The sequence below is a fragment of the Yersinia sp. 2545 StPb PI genome (assembly GCF_052217125.1).
GTDB classification, from domain to species: Bacteria; Pseudomonadota; Gammaproteobacteria; order Enterobacterales; family Enterobacteriaceae; genus Yersinia; species Yersinia enterocolitica_E.
Map to the genome: position 1 here is coordinate 3,964,199 of NZ_JAZGPY010000001.1, position 22,265 is coordinate 3,986,463.

Sequence of the window (22,265 nt, forward strand, 5' to 3'; positions counted from 1 at the left end):
ATCAGTCAGCCAACATCAAAATTCGAGCGACCAGTTGGGAGAAACTCAACCCTGACTGGCGGGCTGCCATCGGCACTAAACTGTGGCTAGTCATACCCGGTGAAGTGTTCACTTCAAGCAGGTAAAAACTGCCGTCACTGTCTTGCATGACATCTACCCGGCCCCAACCGCTGCAACCCAGCGCCTGATAAGCCTGCAATGCCAGCGTCGCCAATTGTTGCTCCAACTCATTGCTCAAACCGCTTGGGCAAAAATATTGTGTTTCGTCAGACAGATACTTGGCTTCATAATCATAGAACACGCCGGGGGCCTGAATACGGATTGATGGTAAAACATCATCACCGAGGATCGCGACGGTGTATTCCGGGCCACTCAACCATTGCTCTATCAGCACATCACTGTCGTGACGGAAAGCTTCAACCAAGGCACTCTGCAATTGATCGACGTGATCAACCTTACTCATGCCAACACTGGAGCCTTCGTGGCTTGGCTTAACAATTAATGGCAGGCCAAGCTTAGCGACACCCGCCGCTAATTCCTCTGACGAAAGTGTTTCAAACTGTTGATGATTCAACGCGACATAAGGCGAAATCGGCAGACCTGAAGCCTGCCACACCAATTTGGTGCGTAATTTGTCCATCGTCAGGGCTGACGCCATCACGCCACTGCCGGTATAAGGCAGTTGCAGGAATTCCAGTACCCCTTGCAAGGTGCCATCTTCACCACCACGGCCATGTAAAGCGATAAAGACCTTATCGAAGCCCTGTTCTTTAAGCTGAGTCACTGGGAAGTCTCGGGTATCAATACCATGGGCATCGATACCTGCTTCTCTCAAGCCCGCTAATACCGCCTGACCTGATAGCAATGACACTTCACGTTCAGCGGAGGTACCACCCAGCAGTACCGCGACTTTCTCAGCCATGATGTTCCTCATCTTTTATCTGTGGCTGCAATTTAAGCTCAGCCAATTTACGGGCAATTTTACCAATGTTACCTGCGCCCTGAATCAGAATCAGGTCATCGCCGTTCAGCACTTGCGCCAAAATTTCAGGCACGGTTTCACTGTCTGAAACCAAAATTGGGTCTAACTTGCCACGATTACGGATGGTGCGGCACAACGAGCGGCTATCAGCCCCAGGGATCGGCGGTTCACCGGCAGCGTACACATCCAACATCAGTAGCACATCAACCTGCGATAACACATTGGCGAAGTCGTCGTACAGGTCACGGGTACGGGTATAACGGTGCGGCTGGAAAACCATCACGATGCGCTTATCCGGCCAACCCGCGCGCGCAGCTTTAATAGTGGCATCCACTTCAGTTGGATGATGGCCGTAGTCATCAACCAGCATCGCACTGCCTTCTTTGCCATTGACCGGTGCCAGCGGGAAGTTGCCGAGGAAATCAAAGCGGCGACCAGTCCCCTGGAACCCTGCCAACGCGCGCAGAATATCTTCGTCTTCAATACCTTCTTCTGTCGCCACAGCCACCGCCGCCGCTGCATTCAGCGCATTATGACGACCCGGTGCATTCAAGGTAACCGTCATCAATGGCTTATCCAAGCGTTTGAGCGTGAAGTGCCCCTGTGGGCCTTCCTGCCGGTAGCTGGCGATCTGCACATCGGCATCATCACTGAAACCGTAGGTGGTAATGTGGCGGCCTACTCGCGGTAGCAACTCGCGCACCACGGGATCGTCAATACACATCACCGCACGGCCATAGAATGGCAAGTTATGCAAAAAGTTAATAAACGTCTGTTTTAAGTTCTCAAAGTCACCCTGATAAGTATCCATATGGTCGGCTTCGATATTGGTGACAATCGCCACCATCGGTTGCAGATGCAAAAATGACGCATCACTTTCATCGGCTTCTGCTATCAGGTAACGGCTGGACCCAAGACGAGCATGGGTCCCTGCCGCTTTCACCAACCCGCCGTTAACAAAGGTTGGATCCAGACCGGCTTCAGCATAGATACTGGAAACCATCGCCGTGGTGGTGGTTTTGCCGTGAGTGCCTGCAACCGCAATGCCATGACGGAAACGCATCAACTCTGCCAGCATTTCTGCGCGGCGGATCACCGGAATACGCGCCTCGCGAGCCGCAACTATCTCTGGATTATCCGCAGAGATTGCAGTTGAAACCACGACCACACTGGCGTCCAGAACGTTTTCAGGACGGTGATGGAAATAGATTTGTGCGCCCAAAGAGGCCAAATGCTGAGTGACCGGGTTAGGTGCCAAATCTGAACCGCTAATCTGATAACCTTCGTTAGCCAACACTTCAGCGATACCACCCATGCCGGCACCACCGATGCCAACAAAGTGAATGTGCCGGACGCGACGCATCTCGGGCACGATAGTTCGGAGTTTCGCCAGTTGTTGTGTATTCACGTTTCTCTTCACTTTTTTGTCTGTTGCATATTCACAGCCCGCATTAACCTAACTACCTGCTGTTCATTATCTATTTTTACTATTACTTACTGGCCGCGACCACTTCAGCAGCTACGCGCTCAGTAGCGTCCGGGATAGCCACGGACCTTGCCTGTTCAGCCATAGTCAGTAAGGTTGCTCGATCCCACTGTTCCAATAAGCTGCTGACCGCCTCGGCGCTAAATTGCGGCTGCTCGATAATCTTGGCCGCACCGGCCTTTTCCAGCGGCAGTGCATTCCAATATTGCTGCCGGTCTTTATGCTGAAACGGCACAAAAATCGCCGGTAAACCTGCGGCGGCAATTTCACTGACCGTCAGCGCACCTGAACGGCACACCACCACATCGGCCCAACTATAAGCGGCTGCCATATCGTCGATAAACTCAGTAATTTTATGCTTATCATCGCCCTGCCCGACTTGCTGGTATGCCTGTAATACCTCTGGCAATGCGCCTTTACCTACCTGATGCCACAGCGTGACTTTCTCACCCAACTGTGCGGCAACCTGCGGCATTGTCTGATTTAGCACCCGCGCGCCTTGGCTACCACCGATAACCAACACACGAACCGGGCCTTCACGGCCGACCAAACGTTGCGCCGGCAATGGCAGCGCAAGAACATCGGTACGAACCGGATTACCCACCACATCAGCATTTGGGAATGCGCCGGGGAAGGCCTGTAACACCTTTTTGGCAATTCTGGCTAGCCAGCGATTAGTCAAACCGGCAATGCCATTTTGCTCATGCAACACCACTGGAATACCGCACAGCCATGCCGCCAAACCACCGGGACCGGAAACATAACCGCCCATGCCTAGCACCACGTCCGGCTGGTAGTCACGCATGATTTTCTTGGCCTGACGCACCGCACGATAAATCCGCACTGGTGCCATCAGTTGCGCCATTAGCCCCTTGCCGCGTAGACCAGAAATCTGGATGAAATCAATCTCAATGCCATTTTGGGGTACCAATGACGCTTCCATTCGGTCTGCGGTGCCGAGCCAACGCACCTGCCAGCCTTGCGCCATCAGATGATGTGCCACGGCCAATCCGGGGAAGACATGCCCCCCGGTGCCACCAGCCATCACCATTAAACGCTTGGTCTTGCCACTCATCGGGCACTCCTTACAAACGCCTGGGCTTTTGCCAGGCGTGTTTCAAAATCAATGCGTAGCAACAGCACAATTGCCGTTGACATAATAATCAAGCTCGAACCACCGTAACTGATCAGTGGTAAGGTCAACCCTTTAGTCGGCAACATTCCGGCAGCAGCCCCAACGTTAACCAGTGCCTGAAAACTGAACCAGACGCCGATTGAGCAAGCCAAAAAGCCAGAAAATCGCTGATCTATCTCCAACGCGCGACGGCCGATGGACATAGCACGAAAAGCGACGAAGAATACCATTAACAGTGCCAGAACCACACCGAAATACCCCAGTTCCTCGCCTAAAATCGAGAAAATAAAGTCGGTATGCGCTTCCGGTAAATACTCCAGTTTCTGCACTGAGTTACCTAAGCCTTGCCCCCAGAATTCACCACGGCCAAAAGCCATCAGCGACTGGGTTAACTGATAACCACTACCGAACGGATCCGCCCATGGATTCCAGAAGGATGTCACACGGCGCATACGGTAGGGTTCAGCAACAATCAGCAGACAAACCGCAAACACACCAGAGCCAATAATCGCCAAAAACTGCCACATTTTCGCGCCAGCCAGAAACAGCATCGCCAGCGTGGTAATAAACAGCACCACCACCGTGCCTAGATCAGGCTGTGCCAGCAGTAACACCGCCAGAATAACCATGACCCCCATCGGTTTACAGAAGCCCCAGAAATTACTGCGAACCTCTTCAACCTTACGCACCAGATAGCTGGCCAGATAACAAAACAGTGACAGCTTGGATAATTCCGCTGGCTGAATACGCAGCGGCCCCAATGAAATCCAGCGTGATGCCCCGTTTACCGAGCTACCCACCACCAACACTACCAGCAACATTACTATCGAAATCAGCAACATAATATTGCTATAGCGCTGCCAAACCTCCATCGGGATACGTAATGTCACTAGCGACAAACCCAATGCCAGTGCCAGATAGAGAGCATCACGTTTGGCAAATAAGAAGGGATCACTAGCCAGACGCTGACCAATCGGCATTGATGCCGATGTCACCATCACAAAACCGATAATCGCCAAACCGAATGTCAGCCACAGCAAGGTTCTGTCGTAAAGCACCATGCTGGTGGTGTCGCTTTCGCGCGATCCCATCACAAAATGTTTTACGGTATTAAACAGCCCCAGCCCCGGCATGCGCATCAGCCCAACTCCTCTGCCAGGCGAGCAAACTCATCACCACGTTGTTCAAAACTGCGGAATTGGTCCAAACTGGCGCAAGCAGGAGACAGCAACACCATATCCCCCGGAGCCAGTCTCTGCGCCAGCAGTACCATGGCCTGTTCCATCGTCTCGGTAAGCTGAGAGACCTCAGGGCGCAATTCAGCCAGTTGCTCACCATCACGGCCAAAGCAGTAAATTTTGATATGGTCGCCTTGTAGAAAACGCGTCAACCCAGAGAAATCAGCGGATTTACCGTCGCCGCCCAACAATAAATGCAAGGTACCGTCAACCTGCAAGCCATCCAACGCTGCTTCCGTACTGCCAACATTGGTGGCTTTAGAGTCATTAATCCAACGCACGCCATTGTGCTCAAACACCAGTTGGAAGCGGTGTGATAAACCGGTAAAGGTGGTCAATGCTTTCAAACTTGACGAGCGGGGAATCCCCACAGCATCAGCCAGCGCCAGTGCTGCCAACGCATTGGTATAGTTATGGCGACCGGTCAATTTCATTTCGCGGGTATTCAAGACTTTTTCACCCCGAACCCGCAGCCAGATTTCTCCCTGCTGCTTATTCAGATGGTAGTCACCCACATCCACACCAAAGCTAATACAGCGGCTATCAGCGCCACGCACCGGCATGGTAAGCGCGTCATCGGCATTCACCACACAGACTTTAGCGTTTTCATAAACTCGCAGTTTAGCTGCGCGATATTGCTGCAAACCGAACGGATAACGGTCAGTATGATCTTCTGTTACGTTCAAGATGGTGGCCGCACTGGCATGCAAGCTTGAGGTAGTTTCCAACTGGAAGCTCGACAGCTCTAGTACTACCAGTTGGTTTTCTTGTTTCAATAACGTAAGAGCCGGAACACCGATATTGCCACCGACGCCAACCTGCCAGCCCGCCGCTTTAGCCATCTCGCCCACCAGCGTGGTCACGGTACTTTTACCGTTAGAGCCGGTAATCGCTACTACTGGCGCCTGATTCTCACGGCAGAACAGCTCGATATCGCCGACAATCTCGACCCCTGCCTCAGCGGCATCACTCAAGGCAGGATGTGCCAGCGCAATACCTGGGCTGGCCACAATCAAATCTGCATCTAATAACCACTGCTGATGAAGGTCACCGACATGGCGCTCAACGCTTTCAGGCAATTTATCCAGGCCTGGCGGATTAATACGGGTATCCATCACACGCGGCGTAACCCCGCGCGCCATAAAGAAATCAACGCAGGAAAGGCCGGTTAGCCCCAGCCCGATAATGACTACTTTTTTACCCTGATAATCAGCCATAATTACCGCACCTTCAGCGTCGCTAGGCCAATCAGCACCAGCATCAGCGAGATAATCCAGAAACGCACGATAACCCGTGGTTCTGGCCAGCCTTTAAGTTCGTAGTGATGATGAATCGGGGCCATGCGGAAAATACGCTGCCCACGCAACTTAAAGGAACCTACCTGTAGGATCACCGACAGCGTTTCAACCACGAATACCCCGCCCATAATCACCAATAAGAACTCTTGGCGCAGTAACACCGCGATGGTGCCTAACGCACCGCCCAAGGCCAACGAGCCGACATCCCCCATAAAGACCTGTGCCGGATAGGTGTTAAACCATAAGAAGCCCAACCCGGCACCGACAATCGCGGTACAGACAATCACCAGTTCACCGGCATGGCGCAGATAAGGAATGTGCAGGTATGCGGCGAAGTTCACGTTACCGGTCGCCCAGGCAACCAAGGCAAAACCACCGGCGACAAACACGGTCGGCATGATAGCTAAACCATCCAATCCGTCAGTCAGGTTCACCGCGTTACTGGTACCGACAATCACAAAGTAAGCCAGCAAGATATACATCAAACCCAGTTGCGGCATGACGTCTTTGAAAAATGGCACCACCAGCTCGGTAGCCGCAGTGTCTTTACCGATGCTGTACATGGCGAATGCTGCCGCCAGTGCAATCACTGACTGCCAGAAATACTTCCAGCGGGCGATCAAACCTTTGGTGTTCTTACGCACCACTTTGCGGTAATCATCGATAAAACCGACGATGCCATAACCCACAAGAATGAATAGCACACACCAGACATATGGATTGGAAGGGTAAGCCCACATCAGCACCGAAATGGTGATAGAGAACAAAATCATCAGGCCGCCCATGGTTGGCGTGCCGCGTTTACTGAAATGTGACTCTGGCCCATCGTTACGGACTACCTGACCAATCTGCAATTTCTGCAAATAAGCAATCAGGTGCGGCCCCATCCACAAAGAAATAAACAGTGCCGTCAACAGACTGACAATGGCTCGGAACGTCAAATAGGAAAAGACGTTAAAGCCCGAGTAAAATTTTACTAAGTATTCAGCCAACCAAACTAACATGATGCATTCTCCTGTAACGCACGCACGACATTTTCCATGGCGGCGCTACGTGAACCTTTAATTAAAACGGTGATAACCGGATGTTCGAGCAGCAATTCACTCACACGGGCTGCCAATGTGTTCTTATCCTGAAAATGTTCGCCGTTACCGCTCGCATCACTCAGCGTCTGACTCAATGAGCCAACACTCAGCACTTTATCAACACCCGCCTGTCTGGCAGCCTCACCCACCTGGCGATGACAATCCACGGCGGTATCACCCAATTCGGCCATATCCCCCACCACCAACACACGGTAGCCGGGCATATCTGCCAACACTTGGGCCGCGGCAGTCATAGAACCGACGTTGGCGTTGTAGGAGTCATCGAGCAGCAATTTACCTGCCGATAATTGAATCGGGAATAAACGGCCCGGTACAGCTTGTAATTGTGCCAGCCCTTGGCGGACGGCAGCTAAATCAGCGCCAACCGACATTGCTAACGCCGTTGCAGCCAAGGCGTTAGCAATATTGTGCCGCCCCGGCAGTGGTAATTCGATGGCTATAGTGCCAAATGGCGAATGCAGGGTAAAATGTGTCGCCTGTGGTGTAATACGCACATCACTGGCATAGAAATCGATATCTTCTGCGCCGCGAGGTGAAAAATACCAAACGCGCTTGTTGTGCAGCATTTCCTGCCAATGCGGCCAGTCATTGCTGTCAGCATTAATAATTGCCGTCCCGTTAGCAGGCAACCCGGCAAAAATTTCACCTTTGGCCTTCGCCACCCCTGCCAGTGAACCAAAACCTTCCAGATGAGCGGCCGCTAAATTATTAACCAAAGCACTTTCAGGGCGGCTTAAATCCGTGGTGTAGGCGATTTCGCCCACATGATTAGCACCCAACTCAATCACGGCAAAATCATGTTCAGGCGTCAAACGCAGTAAAGTCAGTGGCACCCCAATATCGTTATTGAAGTTACCGGCGGTATACAGCACATTTCCGCATTGACGCAAAATGGCGGCAACCATTTCTTTTACCGAGGTTTTACCGGATGAGCCGGTTAAAGCCACCACCCGAGCAGGCACTTGCTCACGCACCCACGCAGCAAATTGCCCCAGTGCCAGACGAGTGTCTTTGACCACTAACTGAGGGGCCCCCACCAGTAAGCGTTTACTTACCAGCAAAGCGCCTGCACCTGCGGCAACAGCATCTTCTGCAAAATCATGCCCATCAAAACGCTCGCCTTTCAGCGCCACGAACAAACACCCCGGTGTGACCTTACGGGTATCAATGGTCACTTCGGTGATGTCGACGTTTTCACTGCCAATATATTCAGCATTAAGCAGCGTAGACAGGAAATGCAGTGAGACCTTAATCATGCCATCACCCCCAATAAACGGGCGACGGTAACTCTGTCTGAATAATCCAAGCGGCGATTACCCACTAATTGGTAATCTTCATGTCCTTTACCCGCCACCAGCACGACATCTTCTTCTTTGGCTTGCATAATGGCACTGGTCACCGCTTCAGCACGGCCATGAATTGCCAATGCATGCCCGGCATCCAGCAAGCCACTGAGAATATCCGCCACGATAGCCTGCGGCTCTTCACTGCGCGGGTTATCGTCGGTGATGACCACCCGATCCGCCAGTTGTTCTGCGATACCGCCCATAAGTGGGCGTTTACCTTTGTCACGATCACCACCGCAACCAAACACACACCACAACTGGCCTTTACAGTGTAAGCGGGCCGCAGCCAGGGCCTTTTCCAAGGCATCCGGGGTGTGGGCATAATCCACGACCACCGTCGGCTTACCGGGCGCGTTAAACACTTCCATACGCCCGCACACCGGTTGCAGGCTTGGTGCTGTTGCTAATAATTGTGCTAACGGATACCCCAGAGAAAGGAGGGTTGACAGTGCCACCAGCAGATTACTGACGTTAAACGCCCCCATCAGACGGCTTTCTAATTGGCCTTCGCCCCAGCTTGAGTCAAAAGTGATGCTGGCACCGTTATCGTGATAATCAACGTTACTCGCCGATAACCATGGGCCATTCCAGCCCGTAGGAACTTTGTCTTCCATGCTGACAGCAACAGCTTGCGGCAACTGCCCTAACCAGCGGCGACCGACTTCGTCATCAGCATTGATAATTTTATGTTCGGATTGATGGGTGGAGAACAGCAACCATTTTGCCGCCTCATAACTCGCCATATTACCGTGATAATCCAGATGATCGCGGCTTAAGTTAGTAAACACTGCTGCTGCAAACGGCAATGCGGCTACGCGGTTCTGAATCAAACCGTGGGAAGAAACTTCCATCGCCGCAAAAGTAGCCCCTTGCTCAACCAAATTGCGCAGTAAATGTTGAATATCAACCGCTGAACCGGTGGTATTTTCCGTCGGAATCACTTGCCCTAACAGACCATTGCCAACTGTACCCATTACCGCGCTGGTTTCCCCCAGTGCCTGACTCCATTGTGCCAGTAGTTGGGTGGTGGTGGTTTTGCCGTTGGTCCCCGTCACACCGACCAAACGTAATGCTGTACCCGGCTGATGGTAGAATTGCCCTGCCAGCTTGGATAAATGTTGATTCAAATTACGCAAATAAATAACAGGAATGCCGTGCATCTCTACCACACTGGCATCCGGCGCTACACCATCGGCTTCAGCGACCACTGCCGCAACACCTTGTGCAATGGCTTGCGGGATATAGCGACGCCCGTCCGTCTGGTGGCCGACAATGGCGACAAACAAATCCCCGGCAGCGGCAACACGGCTGTCTAATGTCATTTCCCGTAGCGCCCGCTCCGGGACGTCTAGCCCCCAAGGAGCGAGTAAGTCGCGCAAGTTACGATCTGCCACCTGAACCCTCTTTTGTATTAATCACTAATTCGCTTTTATCACCGGTGGGTAACGCATCTGGCTCAATGTTCATGGTACGCAGGACGCCGCCCATGATGGCACCGAACACCGGTGCAGAAACCGCACCACCGTAATATTTCCCTGCCTGCGGGTCATTGATGACCACAACCAGAGCAAATCGAGGGTTACTCGCGGGCGCTACGCCGGCGGTGTAAGCGAGGTATCGGTCCATATATTTACCGTCCGGGCCAACTTTCTTGGCGGTACCGGTTTTAATGGCAATACGGTAGCCTTTAATGGCGGCTTTGGTGCCCCCGCCGCCAGGTAATGCCACGCTTTCCATCATATGAACCACGGTACGAACCAACGGTTCTGGGAAAACGCGTTCACCGGCCACTGGCGGGTCAACTTTAGTGATCGACAGCGGGCGATAAATCCCCATGCTGCCGATGGTTGCATAGACTCGCGCTAGTTGTAACGGTGTTACCATTAGCCCGTAGCCGAAAGAGAAGGTGGCCCTCTCTATGTCAGACCACCGTTGTTTTTTAGGATATAAGCCACTGCTTTCTCCGACCAACCCCAAATTGGTCGCTTTCCCAAACCCAAACCGTGAGTAAGTATCTACTAACGCTGAGGATGGCATCGCTAACGCCAGCTTAGAAACGCCGACGTTACTCGACTTCTGCAAGATCCCGGTCACAGATAGTTCTGCATAACGGGCCACGTCTTTAATCTGGTGACCGTTAACAAAGTACGGCAAGGTGTTCAGCACACTGTTTTCTTTCACAACGCCATGCTGCAATGCCGTCATCACTACCATGGGCTTCACTGTGGAGCCGGGTTCAAAAATATCGGTTATCGCCCGGTTACGCATAGCATCTTTCGGCGTTCCGGTCAGGTTATTCGGGTTATAAGACGGGCTATTCGCCATGGCTAATACTTCGCCGGTACTCACATCTACCAGCACCGCAGTGCCTGATTCTGCTTTGTTGAATGCCACCGCATTGTTCAATTCGCGATACACCAGCGCCTGTAAACGCTCATCAACACTCAACACCAGATTATGTGCTGCCTGACTATCGACAGAAGAGATATCCTCAATGACACGGCCATAGCGGTCTTTACGTACCGTACGTTCACCAGGTTGCCCGGTAAGCCAACGGTCAAAGCTTTTCTCAACCCCTTCGATACCTTGGCTATCGATGTTGGTCACACCGATAATGTGTGCCATCACTTGGCCTGCCGGATAGTAACGGCGTGATTCCTGGCGCAAATAGATACCGGGGAGTTTCAGTTTATGGATATAGTCGCCAATCGCGGGATTAACCTGACGCGCCAGATACACGAAACGTCCCTTCGGGTTAGCATTAATCCGGGCCGCCAATTGATCCAGTGGGATTTCCAGTGCATCCGATAGCGCTTTCCAGCGAGTATCTAACGTAATACCCCCGCGCTCGGTCAGCTCTTTCGGATCTGCCCAAACCGCATTAACCGGCACGCTAACCGCCAACGGGCGGCCTGAACGGTCACTGATCATGCCACGGGCTGTCGGCACTTCCTGTACCCGTAACGAGCGCATATCACCCTCACGCACCAGTCTGTCAGGGTTAATCACTTGCAGGTATGCAGTACGTAACATCAAACCGACCAATGCCAATAAAATACAGCCGCACAGCAACGCAAAACGCCAGCTAATAAAGCTGGCTTGTTCTTCCTGGCGCTTTAACTTCCCGGGGCGCGTTGCTTTCATCCGTTACCTTGGCTGCTAGGCGTCATGGTGGCGACTCATTCCTTTATTTATTGGAGAAATTTATTGTTTAACCACAATATTTTCTTGTGATGGATCAACATGTTGCATTTTCAATTTGTCAGTCGCGATACTTTCCACACGACTGTGGTCACCCAACGCATTCTCTTCCAGAATCAGGTTACGCCACTCGATATCGAGCGCGTCCCGCTCCAGCACCAACTGCTCACGCTCTGCGGTCAACAAGCGTGTACGGTGGGCGGTGGTTACCACGAAAACAGCAGATACCAACACCGCGATCAGTAAAATCAACGGGATCTTCGCATTGCGGATTAAATCACCGCCGATGACCCCAACTAAACCGTGGCGTTCGCTGCCTATCACTCTTTAATCCTCTCGGCAAAACGCAATACCGAGCTTCGTGCCCGTGGGTTTTCAGCCACTTCAGCATCTGGAGGCATCATCTTGCCAACCGATTTCAATGTGCGCCCACCCATGCTGCGCAACTGCGCTTCCGTCAATGGCAACCCCGCCGGCACCTGTGGTCCACGGCTGTGATGACGAATAAAGTTTTTAACAATACGATCTTCAAGAGAGTGGAAGCTAATTACTGACAAACGGCCCGCAGGGGCCAGGACTTCAAGTGCGCCATCAAGTGCGCGCTCAATCTCTTCCAACTCACTATTGATATAGATACGAATAGCCTGGAAGCTACGGGTAGCAGGATGTTTGTGCTTTTCGCGAAATGGGCTGGCGTTGGCAATCAAATCCGCCAGCTCTTTGGTACGAGTCATCGGTTGAGTAAGGTTGCGCTCAACAATGGCTTTGGCCAGACGCTTGGCAAAACGCTCTTCACCAAAGGTTTTCAGCACCCACGCGATATCATCAGCGCTGGCTTTCATCAACCATTCAGCAGCTGATAATCCACGGGAGGGGTCCATGCGCATATCCAACGGCCCGTCACGCATGAAAGAGAAACCACGCTCAGGGTCATCCAACTGTGGTGATGAAACCCCGAGATCCAGCAATACACCGTCAATCCGGCCCACTAAGTCCAGCTCTCGCACATAATGTGCTAACTCGGAAAAAGGACCGTGTACGATAGAGAAACGCGGATCTGTAATAGATTTTGCCGCTTCGATAGCTTGTGGGTCACGGTCAATTGCAATCAGACGCCCTTCTGGCCCAAGCTGGGACAGAATCAGACGCGAATGGCCACCACGGCCAAAAGTTCCGTCAATATAGATGCCGTTATCGCGGATGTTCAGGCCATTTACCGCCTCATCCAGCAATACGCTTGTATGCTTGTAGTTGTTATCTACAATTTTGTTGTTATCTACCATGCTTATAGCGATAAGTCCTGTAGCCGCTCAGACAATGGTTCCTGAGTGGACTGTTCTGCGTCGATGTCATCCTTGACTTGTTGATACCAGGTCTGTTCATCCCACAGTTCAAACTTGTTGAACTGCCCAACCAGCATCACTTCTTTATTCAGCCCGGCATGCTGTCGCAGTGTTCCTGCGATCAGTAAGCGCCCAGCACCATCCATCTGACATTCACTGGCGTGCCCTAACAGCAAACGCTGAACCCGACGTTCAGCCGGATTCATGCTCGACAGACGGGATAATTTTTGTTCAATGATTTCCCATTCAGGGAGTGGATAAAGCAACAGGCATGGTTGGTGAAGGTCTATGGTACAGACCATCTGGCCCTGCGATTCCTCATTCAGTAAATCCCGATAACGGGTAGGTACGGCAAGCCGCCCTTTACTGTCGAGGTTAACCATCGTTGCACCACGAAACATGACTGAGTTACCCCTTCATGACCCAATTCGCCACTTTACCCCACAAATCCCCACATTAAAGAGTTTACGGATGGTATGAAAACCTTGTCAAGCCAGAGCCGATGCGCTTTGACAATATTTATGGGCCGTTTTTGAGATATATCTCGTAGAAGGGGCTATTTTAGTGGTTGTAATAGAAATTAACGTCATGATAAACGGGCTATTTTTCCGCCAGTAATTCCAGCTACTTAAATAAATAATTAATTGTCGATTAATTGTCTCATTATTTCCTTCTGCAAGGAATGTCTCATTTTTAGTATGAAAATTGTACGGTCTAAAAATAAACAGCCTGAGCACAAAACCCGCTGCCGCTGGCGTCTCCTAAGGAAAAACAGCGGTAATCGACGGCAAAACCCACAGCAACACAATAATAACCTTGAGAACAACAAGTGTTACTGGCGCGACATTTTACTTCAATTAACCGACGGGGATTAATCTATTTTGAAATAAATTATTGGTGTCTATTTCCGAGTATCACTGAAATATGAATGCCTTCAGACAGATAAATCTTAAATTAGCAAAATTGAATGATTTAGTTTTTGTCTCACTCATTATTTTAAATTTGACTGACCTTTGCCGGCCCCCCTCTGCTGAGAACGGAGAAACACAACTATCTGTTTTTAAAGTAAAACAAGATACCTTACCATTTAAAAAACCGCCAAAAGCTCAATTCCTCACAGTACAAAGTATAAAAATCAGCCAAATGTTAAAAATAAAAATTTTGAGCTGGTTATATTACAAACAATAGCACTGTAAACTACATCAAAAGCAAAAAAGCAATACAATCACCTGCCATTAAAATGCTTAGCAATATATAAACCCTGCCAATAATCTCATCAATTGGCGTTTTGGCAGATTTTTCCCCCAAGTAGGGAGTTAATGACAATGTTTTCAACTGGGTCCCGTCTGCGTAGTGCCGCAGCCGATACTTTTGCACTGGTAGTGTATTGTTTTGTCATCGGCATGATAATTGAAATCGTGATCTCGGGAATGACCTTCCAGCAGTCTCTTTCTTCTCGCCTGGTTTCAATACCGGTCAATATCCTTATTGCCTGGCCTTATGGGGTGTATCGGGATGCTTTTATCCGCTTTGCGCGTCATCATGCCGGCAAGTATTTTTGGGCAAGGAATCTGGCAGACTTACTGGCCTATGTCAGCTTCCAGTCTCCAGTTTATGCCATAATTTTGTGGTCGGTCGGGGCTGATTTAGAGCAAATCACTACAGCGGTTACCAGTAACGCGTTGGTTTCAATGGCGATGGGTGTGGCTTACGGCTATTTCCTGGAATATTGCCGTCGATTGTTCCGCGTGGCGGGCTATATTTGAATACCCGCCATCTTTCATGGTGCAGGTGTGTTGGCTGTGCTCACTACTCGGCCCATCCATGGGCCTCACCTCGTTGAGGCCGCTGCCGCCTCCTGCACCATAAAATCTATTGGGTATTAAGCGTCCTAACCGAAATGTTTATTACTCGGTTACTTGCGGCTCAAACTGCCACGGCGGAACAAATTGCGGCGAATACGGGTTAAACCCGGTTTCGGTTTATGCGGTTCATCCAGACTGGCTAATACCAGCTCCAGTACACGCTCGGCAACATCGCGATGACGCTGTGCCACCGCCAGTACTGGGCACTCAAGGAAGTCCAGCAACTCGTTATCACCAAAAGTAGCAATCGCCAGATTACTGGGTAAACGCCCACTTTGCTTTAAGGTAACATCCATAACGCCCTGTAGTAGCTGGAATGAGGTGGTAAACAACGCCTGTGGCATTGGGTGGGTCTTAAGCCACTGCGCAAACAGCACACCAGCAGCTTCGCGCTCGTAGCTATTGGCATACAGGTAATCGACTTTACGTGGATCATCTTTCCACGCCTCACGGAATCCCATCTCACGCAAGAAACTGACTGACAGTTCCGGCAGCGCGCCTAAATACAATACAGATTCCGCCGGGAAGGCACGCAGTTCTTGTGCCAACATCAGTGCATCTTCTTGATCCGCGCCGACGACGCTAATGAAATGCTCCCGATCTAGCGCCCGATCCAATGCAATTATTGGCAATGGATCATTAGCCCAGCGCTGGTAAAAAGGGTGCTCAGGGGGCAATGCGGTAGAAACGATAATGGCATCAACCTGACGCTGTAACAGGTGTTCGATACAACGCATCTCGTTATCTGGTTGATCTTCCGAGCAGGCTATCAACAGTTGATAACCGCGCTGGCGCGCCTGGCGTTCCAGATAATTTGCAATGCGGGTATAGCTGGTATTCTCAAGATCCGGGATCACCAAACCGATGGAGCGGGTTCTGCCCGCGCGCAATCCTGCCGCAACAGCATTTGGGTGATAGTTATGTTCCCTGACAACCGCCATAACTTTGTCTACTGTTTTATCGCTGACTCGGTACTGTTTCGCTTTGCCATTAATGACATAACTGGCCGTTGTACGCGAAACGCCCGCAAGACGCGCGATTTCATCCAGTTTCACATTAACCCCTTATAAACCCAATAAAGTGATGAAAGGCATGATGTCTGCCAGAGCTAAATATCCCAGCATTTCTCAATACGCCAATAAACCGCAGTGTTACAGGCTAAAACACACGATTTATAGACATAGTTTAACTACGGATATAGCACACTGTAGATCTAACCGCAGAACTCACTATTGAGCAACCGCTTTAACCGCCCTATAACGCTATCTCGGTTAAAAAATAAGAAAAAAAAAGCCCGACACACCTGCCGAGCCTGATTATTGGAGATTAGTCAGTGTTAATAAGTTTCATTAACGCATAATCTTGTCACCGCGTGACACACCAACAATGCCTGAGCGGGCAACTTCAACAATTTCTGCCACTTCCCGCACCGCATTGAGGAATGCATCCAGTTTATCACTGGTGCCCGCCAGTTGGACGGTGTAGAGCGTGGCGGTAACATCCACAATTTGCCCACGGAATATTTCCGCACATCGTTTCACTTCCTCACGCCCGTAACCACTGGCCTGCAACTTTACCAGCATAATCTCACGTTCAACATGCGAGCCAGAAACCAGCTCACTGACGCGCAGTACATCCACCAATTTATGTAGCTGTTTTTCTATCTGCTCCAGAACTTTGGCATCACCTACGGTCTGAATCGTCATGCGGGAAAGTGTAGGATCGTCGGTCGGCGCAACAGTTAAACTCTCAATGTTATAACCACGTTGAGAAAACAGGCCCACCACTCTTGAGAGGGCACCTGATTCGTTTTCCAGTAGAACTGATAAAATCCGGCGGCGCATAATTATGTCCTCTCCGTTTTGCTAAGCCACATTTCGTCCATGCCACCACCACGAATCTGCATCGGGTAAACATGCTCCGTTTCATCAACCGTCACATCTACAAATACCAAACGCTTGGTCTCGGATAATTGTGTCAGGGCATCAGCCAGTTTGCTTTCCAACTCATCCGGCGTGCGGATGGAAACACCAATATGACCATAGGCTTCAGCCAATTTGACGAAGTCAGGCAGCGAATCCATATAAGACTGTGAGTGGCGGCCAGAGTAGATCATATCCTGCCACTGTTTCACCATGCCGAGATAGCGGTTGTTCAGGTTCAGCACGAGCACTGGCAAATTATATTGCAGTGCAGTAGATAACTCCTGAATATTCATCTGGATGCTACCATCACCGGTAACGCAAACTACCGTTTCGTCTGGTAACGCCAGTTTAACGCCAAGCGCTGCCGGCAGGCCAAAGCCCATCGTCCCAAGACCTCCTGAGTTAATCCAACGGCGTGGTTTATCAAACGGATAATAAAGTGCGGCGAACATCTGGTGTTGACCGACATCAGAGGTGACATAAGCATCACCGCTGGTGAGGCGATGTAGGGTTTCGATCACTGCCTGCGGCTTGATTTTTCCACTGTCTTTGTTGTAACTCAGACAATTACGGGCACGCCATTGTTCGATGGATTGCCACCAATCACGTAAACTATCGCAATCTTGTGTGCAATCAATCTGAGACAGCAGCTCCAGCATCTGTACCAAGACTTGTTTGGCATCACCAACAATCGGAATATCGGCATTTACGGTTTTCGAAATTGAAGTCGGGTCGATATCAATGTGTACCACAGTGGCATTCGGACAGTATTTCGCCAGATTATTGGTGGTTCGGTCATCAAAGCGCACGCCAACGGCAAAAATCAGATCCGTATTGTGCATCGCCATATTGGCTTCGAATGTCCCGTGCATCCCCAACATACCCACGCTTTGGCGATGAGTGCCCGGGAAGCTCCCCAGCCCCATCAAAGAGCTGGTCACCGGCAAATTCAGTTGCTCAGCAAGAGCTAGCAGCTCTTCGTGGCAGGCAGAATTAATCGCCCCACCGCCGACATACATGATGGGTTTTTTAGCCGTCAGAATAGTTTGCAGCGCGCGTTTAATCTGCCCACGATGGCCTTGTACCGTGGGGTTATAAGAGCGCAAGCTAACCTGATCCGGGTAGGCGTAAGGCATTTTTACCGCAGGGCCAACGATATCTTTTGGCAAATCGATAACGACCGGACCTGGGCGGCCAGTCGATGCCAGATAGAAGGCTTTTTTCAGTACCATTGGAATATCTTCAGTGCGCTTCACCAGAAAACTGTGTTTCACCACTGGGCGGGAGATCCCCACCATGTCACATTCCTGAAAAGCATCGTAACCTATCAATGAGCTAGGTACCTGACCGGAAAGCACCACCATCGGTACAGAATCCATATACGCGGTAGCAATACCGGTAATGGCATTGGTCGCCCCAGGGCCGGAAGTGACTAGCACCACGCCAACCTCACCGGTTGCCCGAGCATAACCATCGGCCATGTGAACCGCGCCTTGTTCATGGCGTACCAGCACGTGATCGATGCCGCCGACCGTATGCAGGGCATCGTAGATATCAAGTACGGCCCCGCCGGGATAACCGAATACATGCTTCACGCCCTGGTCGATTAACGACCGGACAACCATCTCGGCTCCTGACAACATCTCCATGGGTTTTGCCTCCAGGCTTTGTTTGCTCATTGGATAACGGGAAGTCATTTCCACGGGATCCTGTAGGAAAGGCACTACGCCCTGATTCCTATATTTATTATTTTTAACGTAACCAACTTATTAACATAACGTCAGATTTTCTGGCAGGCAAATGGCAATTCGCTGCGCTAAAGACAATTCTGTTGGTCGTGCTCTGTTTTTGCTTACATTCCAAACATAAAACACTGCCTGTTAAGGAGTGACCTTAGTTTAAACACCGCCAAGATGACCAATCATAGAACTTAATTAGGCTGATAATTTTTATGCATCGGAGGAAGAAAAACAGGGGGCGATACCGAGCCAGGTGGCGAAAGTGCTGAACGTTCAGAAAAACAGCGGCTGCCTGTTAACAACAGACAGCAACGTAATAACACTATCGATTAATCACGGTACATCGAATCAATTTCATTCTGATAACGCTGGAGAATGATTTTGCGACGCAATTTCATCGTCGGTGTCAGTTCACCGGTTTCCATGGTGAATGCCTGTGGTAACAACGTAAAGCGCTTAACCTGCTCGAACATCGCCAACTCTTTTTGCATATCTTTCAGTCTTTGTTCAAACAAACCGACAATATGGCTATGGCGTAACAACTCTAACCGGTCATGGTATTTCAGGTTTATCGAACGGGCATACTCTTCAAGTGATTCAAAACAGGGCACAATCAGCGCTGAGACAAATTTGCGCGTATCGGCAATAATCGCGACCTGCTCAATGAAACGATCCTGACCGAGTGTGCCCTCAATCATTTGCGGCGCAATGTATTTGCCGCCGGAGGTTTTCATCAAATCTTTCAGCCGTTCGGTGATAAACAAATTACCCTGAGCATCCAACGCCCCGGCATCCCCCGTTTTGAGCCAACCATCTTCGGTGAACGACTCTGCCGTCTGTTGCGGTTTATTAAAGTAACCACGCATCACAATCGGGCCACGTACCTGAATTTCATTCTCTGCGCCCAAACGCACATCAATCCCCGGTAATGGCTTACCGATAGAGCCGAACCGGAAGTCGTGCTCTTCCCAACAAGAGACGGTGGCACAGGTTTCGGTCATGCCATAGCCGTACTTAATGTTGATACCGATGGACTGGAAAAACAGGATGATATTGTCATCTAACCGAGCACCGGCGGCCGGTAAAAAGCGCACTCTACCCCCCAACACCCCTCGCAATTTCCTCAACACCAGACGATCCGCCAACTGGTACATCTGTTCGGATAGCAATGATAATGTTTCCCCACGTTGCAGGCTTTGGAATTTGCGCTCACCCCGACCTACCGCCCAGCGAAACAATAGCCGGCGATGCCATTTTGCCAGAGCAACTTTGTCATTGATGGCACTGAATACCTTCTCGTAAAAACGAGGGACGGCACACATCACTGTCGGCTTTACTGCCTGCATTGCCGAGCGCACCCAATCAGTGTCGCTGATATAGACATTTTGCGCGCCGGTATGCATTACATAGAAGCTCCACGCCCGCTCAAACACATGGGATAACGGCAGGAAACTAAGAGAGACATCCTCTGCTGTCAGGGTTAAGCGCTGATCGTGCAAATAAAGCTGGGCTGCCATATTACGGTAATCCAGCATCACACCTTTAGGTTCACCCGTGGTACCCGAGGTATAAATCAGTGTGAATAAATCATTTAAGTCGCAACTATCTATACGTGTAGTGAGTAGGTGCTGTTGGACCGCATCAGGTTGTTGCTCAAAATCAGCTAAGTGTTGGGCATATTCACAACCGCGCAAATCGACTGCGGGGTCTAATACAATAATTTGAGCAAGTTGCGGGCACAGCGGCTTTAGTGTTGCAGCAACATCAAATTGTGTCTGTCCACCGACAAATAAAATACGCACATCGGCATCATTGAGCACATAAGCAGCCTGAGTGCTGGTATTGGTGGCATACAGTGGGACGCTGACGCCACGCAACTGTAAAATAGCTAAATCCGCCAACGACCAAGTCATACTGTTGTTGGCAAAAATCCCAATACGCTCCTGAATGGCAACCCCGAGGGATAACAAAGCTGCTGAAATCCGGGTGACATGCGTGTCAACCTGCTGCCAGCTTAGTTGTTTTTCACCCTCGGGTGACCATTCACGCAAAGCTATCTGGTCAGCACGGTGGCTGATTTGTTGGCGCAGACGGCGCACAAGGTGGTATTGCTCTAATGTGTGGGTCATAACATCGCCGCTCGCTATATACTTGCTGTCTTCCAAGTTGCTACTGTGTGATGGCGGGTGCTCATCCAAATCACATGACGGAGTCCGTTCATTGGGAGCCTTTCATTTACCGCCTTGCTACACCTTGAAATCTATTGGGTATTGATTATTCATTAAAGTGTACTGTAACTTACCACTAATTGGCATTCAGCTTACATGTGTTCACTTTTTTTCGCGCAGTCTACCTGCTCTATTGGCTATGGCAAACAAAATTCAGAGTAGAAGTGTGAGCTGAAATTGACTTTGATGAAAAAGAGAGCGTTTAGAACCATAAGAGTGAGGGGTAAACACGGCAATAACGTTGTATTGAACTGACCAATGGCTGGAAACAAAACATGTTTTAATTTAGTTGTTACCTTTACCTGCCACTGAAAATAATATGATTCCAGCAGCAGGGGTTAACAAAAGTAATTACTCAGGAGTATCCAATTGGCTGAGTAACTCTTTCATCCACTGATGGCCTTTATCTCTATCAGTAGATTCGTGCCACGTGAGATAACATGGGCGGCATGTTTCCTTCCAAGGTAAAGAGATAAGTTTCAGATTAAGTGCTTCACTGTATGTTTGAACAAGCCAGCGAGGAGCAATCGCCACAAAGCAAGTTTGGGATACAATATTAAGCACACTATTCATATCGGTACTTTCATATACAATAGTTTGAGCACTTATCTCTGATTCATAATAATGCTCACTGAAAGAACCTACTTTATCCAATGACACTACCGCGTGTGACTCTGAAAGGAGCTGTTCTTGCGTAATTGAATTATCAATACGGGGGTGATTTTTTGAAACCGCCAAAACGGACTCATCATTAGATATTGATAAGTAATGGAAGTCTGGGCGCTCAAACTTGGTATAACCTATCACAAACTCGGTCTCTTGATAACGTAACTGATGCTCAATATTATCATTCAAATAGGATTTGATAATGAGTTGAACATTAGGCGCTAATTGCTTAACACTTTCTATTATTTGTGCCGTCAATCTAATATCTAACGGGCTACAAATAGACAGATTAAAGATTCGCCCACTTTTTTTGGCTTCAAAGCCCGCACCGGGTAACTCATTTTGAACTAATTGCAGAGCTTGTCTAACCGGGCCAAACAACTGACGAGCCCTGGCGGTAGGCTGGATACCACGGCCATAACGAACAAACAGCTCATCATTAAACATCACTTTCAAGCGAGCGACTGCGTTACTCACCGCAGGCTGGGACATCCCCAGTGACTGGGCTGCACGTGTTACATTATGCATTTGCATCACCGCATCAAAAACCGTTAATAAATTGAGATCGACACTTCTTAAGTGAACATCACTACCTTCTTTTTTAGTTACTTGGTCGTCGGCTACTAAGTTGTGTTCAAGCATGCTTAACTCCACTGATCTTTATGCAGATGACATGATTAATAGAAGAATCCTGCTGATACTTTTAC

18 protein-coding genes are annotated in these 22,265 nt (G+C 50.0%); 1 reads left to right on the forward strand and 17 read right to left on the reverse strand.

Going from position 1 to position 22,265, the window contains the following annotated elements:
* Position 1 precedes the first annotated feature (1 nt).
* The 12 genes from V1955_RS18500 to mraZ form a co-directional block, all read right to left on the reverse strand.
* Positions 2–922 carry a D-alanine--D-alanine ligase gene (locus tag V1955_RS18500; protein WP_083160519.1) on the reverse strand — a complete coding sequence of 307 codons (921 nt, stop codon included), beginning with the start codon at positions 920–922 and terminating at the stop codon, positions 2–4.
* Complete coding sequence (gene murC / locus V1955_RS18505; protein WP_083160521.1) at positions 915–2,390, reverse strand: UDP-N-acetylmuramate--L-alanine ligase; 1,476 nt, start codon at positions 2,388–2,390, stop codon at positions 915–917. The genes V1955_RS18500 and murC overlap by 8 nt, the downstream gene beginning before the upstream one ends.
* A gap of 82 nt (positions 2,391–2,472) precedes the next feature.
* Positions 2,473–3,543 carry an undecaprenyldiphospho-muramoylpentapeptide beta-N-acetylglucosaminyltransferase gene (gene murG / locus V1955_RS18510; RefSeq protein WP_083160523.1) on the reverse strand — a complete coding sequence of 357 codons (1,071 nt, stop codon included), beginning with the start codon at positions 3,541–3,543 and terminating at the stop codon, positions 2,473–2,475.
* Entirely contained in the window at positions 3,540–4,742 is a 1,203-nt protein-coding gene (gene ftsW / locus V1955_RS18515; RefSeq protein WP_083160525.1) for a cell division protein FtsW, read from the reverse strand. Before ftsW ends, murG begins: the two co-directional genes overlap by 4 nt.
* Positions 4,742–6,058: a UDP-N-acetylmuramoyl-L-alanine--D-glutamate ligase gene (gene murD / locus V1955_RS18520; protein WP_083160527.1), complete on the reverse strand. Its 1,317-nt coding sequence runs from the start codon at positions 6,056–6,058 to the stop codon at positions 4,742–4,744. The genes ftsW and murD overlap by 1 nt, the downstream gene beginning before the upstream one ends.
* A 2-nt stretch (positions 6,059–6,060) precedes the next feature.
* Complete coding sequence (gene mraY / locus V1955_RS18525; RefSeq protein ID WP_032905459.1) at positions 6,061–7,143, reverse strand: phospho-N-acetylmuramoyl-pentapeptide-transferase; 1,083 nt, start codon at positions 7,141–7,143, stop codon at positions 6,061–6,063.
* Positions 7,137–8,501, reverse strand: a complete 1,365-nt coding sequence (gene murF / locus V1955_RS18530; protein ID WP_442821258.1) for a UDP-N-acetylmuramoyl-tripeptide--D-alanyl-D-alanine ligase — start codon at positions 8,499–8,501, stop codon at positions 7,137–7,139. The genes mraY and murF overlap by 7 nt, the downstream gene beginning before the upstream one ends.
* Complete coding sequence (gene murE, locus V1955_RS18535; protein ID WP_442821259.1) at positions 8,498–9,985, reverse strand: UDP-N-acetylmuramoyl-L-alanyl-D-glutamate--2,6-diaminopimelate ligase; 1,488 nt, start codon at positions 9,983–9,985, stop codon at positions 8,498–8,500. The genes murF and murE overlap by 4 nt, the downstream gene beginning before the upstream one ends.
* The gene (locus V1955_RS18540) at positions 9,972–11,735 is read right to left on the reverse strand and encodes a peptidoglycan glycosyltransferase FtsI (protein ID WP_083160533.1); all 1,764 of its coding nucleotides are present in this window, start codon (positions 11,733–11,735) and stop codon (positions 9,972–9,974) included. The genes murE and V1955_RS18540 overlap by 14 nt, the downstream gene beginning before the upstream one ends.
* 60 nt (positions 11,736–11,795) lie before the next feature.
* On the reverse strand, positions 11,796–12,116 hold the full coding sequence (ftsL, locus tag V1955_RS18545) for a cell division protein FtsL (RefSeq protein WP_083160535.1): 321 nt from the start codon (positions 12,114–12,116) through the stop codon (positions 11,796–11,798).
* Positions 12,113–13,075: a 16S rRNA (cytosine(1402)-N(4))-methyltransferase RsmH gene (rsmH, locus tag V1955_RS18550; RefSeq protein ID WP_083160537.1), complete on the reverse strand. Its 963-nt coding sequence runs from the start codon at positions 13,073–13,075 to the stop codon at positions 12,113–12,115. Before rsmH ends, ftsL begins: the two co-directional genes overlap by 4 nt.
* A gap of 2 nt (positions 13,076–13,077) precedes the next feature.
* The gene (gene mraZ / locus V1955_RS18555; protein WP_004875568.1) at positions 13,078–13,536 is read right to left on the reverse strand and encodes a division/cell wall cluster transcriptional repressor MraZ; all 459 of its coding nucleotides are present in this window, start codon (positions 13,534–13,536) and stop codon (positions 13,078–13,080) included.
* A 924-nt stretch (positions 13,537–14,460) separates the two neighbouring features.
* Here mraZ and V1955_RS18560 point away from each other — a divergent pair.
* Positions 14,461–14,901, forward strand: a complete 441-nt coding sequence (locus V1955_RS18560; protein ID WP_193784727.1) for an L-alanine exporter AlaE — start codon at positions 14,461–14,463, stop codon at positions 14,899–14,901.
* A gap of 149 nt (positions 14,902–15,050) precedes the next feature.
* Here the strand turns inward: V1955_RS18560 and cra are convergent, their stop codons facing one another.
* The 5 genes from cra to leuO form a co-directional block, all read right to left on the reverse strand.
* Positions 15,051–16,055 carry a catabolite repressor/activator gene (gene cra / locus V1955_RS18565; RefSeq protein ID WP_005181395.1) on the reverse strand — a complete coding sequence of 335 codons (1,005 nt, stop codon included), beginning with the start codon at positions 16,053–16,055 and terminating at the stop codon, positions 15,051–15,053.
* Between the two features lie 294 nt (positions 16,056–16,349).
* Positions 16,350–16,844, reverse strand: coding sequence for an acetolactate synthase small subunit (gene ilvN, locus V1955_RS18570; protein WP_004388986.1), 495 nt, complete (start codon positions 16,842–16,844; stop codon positions 16,350–16,352).
* Positions 16,845–16,846: 2 nt separating this feature from the next.
* Entirely contained in the window at positions 16,847–18,574 is a 1,728-nt protein-coding gene (gene ilvI, locus V1955_RS18575) for an acetolactate synthase 3 large subunit (protein ID WP_083163874.1), read from the reverse strand.
* 419 nt (positions 18,575–18,993) lie between these two features.
* Positions 18,994–20,793 (reverse strand): AMP-dependent synthetase/ligase, encoded by a 1,800-nt coding sequence (locus V1955_RS18580; RefSeq protein WP_083160543.1) that lies wholly within the window; start codon positions 20,791–20,793, stop codon positions 18,994–18,996.
* Between the two features lie 450 nt (positions 20,794–21,243).
* Positions 21,244–22,200: a transcriptional regulator LeuO gene (gene leuO, locus V1955_RS18585; protein WP_083160545.1), complete on the reverse strand. Its 957-nt coding sequence runs from the start codon at positions 22,198–22,200 to the stop codon at positions 21,244–21,246.
* Positions 22,201–22,265 lie beyond the last annotated feature (65 nt).

What these genes read in the sequence shown, in the direction of transcription:
- V1955_RS18500 (WP_083160519.1), bottom strand. Translation starts at nt 922, where the DNA reads ATGGCTGAGAAAGTCGCGGTACTGCTGGGTGGTACCTCCGCTGAACGT.
- murG (WP_083160523.1), bottom strand. Translation starts at nt 3,543, where the DNA reads ATGAGTGGCAAGACCAAGCGTTTAATGGTGATGGCTGGTGGCACCGGG.
- ftsW (WP_083160525.1), bottom strand. Translation starts at nt 4,742, where the DNA reads ATGCGCATGCCGGGGCTGGGGCTGTTTAATACCGTAAAACATTTTGTG.
- murD (WP_083160527.1), bottom strand. Translation starts at nt 6,058, where the DNA reads ATGGCTGATTATCAGGGTAAAAAAGTAGTCATTATCGGGCTGGGGCTA.
- mraY (WP_032905459.1), bottom strand. Translation starts at nt 7,143, where the DNA reads ATGTTAGTTTGGTTGGCTGAATACTTAGTAAAATTTTACTCGGGCTTT.
- murF (WP_442821258.1), bottom strand. Translation starts at nt 8,501, where the DNA reads ATGATTAAGGTCTCACTGCATTTCCTGTCTACGCTGCTTAATGCTGAA.
- V1955_RS18540 (WP_083160533.1), bottom strand. Translation starts at nt 11,735, where the DNA reads ATGAAAGCAACGCGCCCCGGGAAGTTAAAGCGCCAGGAAGAACAAGCC.
- rsmH (WP_083160537.1), bottom strand. Translation starts at nt 13,075, where the DNA reads ATGGTAGATAACAACAAAATTGTAGATAACAACTACAAGCATACAAGC.
- mraZ (WP_004875568.1), bottom strand. Translation starts at nt 13,536, where the DNA reads ATGTTTCGTGGTGCAACGATGGTTAACCTCGACAGTAAAGGGCGGCTT.
- V1955_RS18560 (WP_193784727.1), top strand. Translation starts at nt 14,461, where the DNA reads ATGTTTTCAACTGGGTCCCGTCTGCGTAGTGCCGCAGCCGATACTTTT.
- ilvN (WP_004388986.1), bottom strand. Translation starts at nt 16,844, where the DNA reads ATGCGCCGCCGGATTTTATCAGTTCTACTGGAAAACGAATCAGGTGCC.
- ilvI (WP_083163874.1), bottom strand. Translation starts at nt 18,574, where the DNA reads ATGGAGATGTTGTCAGGAGCCGAGATGGTTGTCCGGTCGTTAATCGAC.
- V1955_RS18580 (WP_083160543.1), bottom strand. Translation starts at nt 20,793, where the DNA reads ATGACCCACACATTAGAGCAATACCACCTTGTGCGCCGTCTGCGCCAA.
- leuO (WP_083160545.1), bottom strand. Translation starts at nt 22,200, where the DNA reads ATGCTTGAACACAACTTAGTAGCCGACGACCAAGTAACTAAAAAAGAA.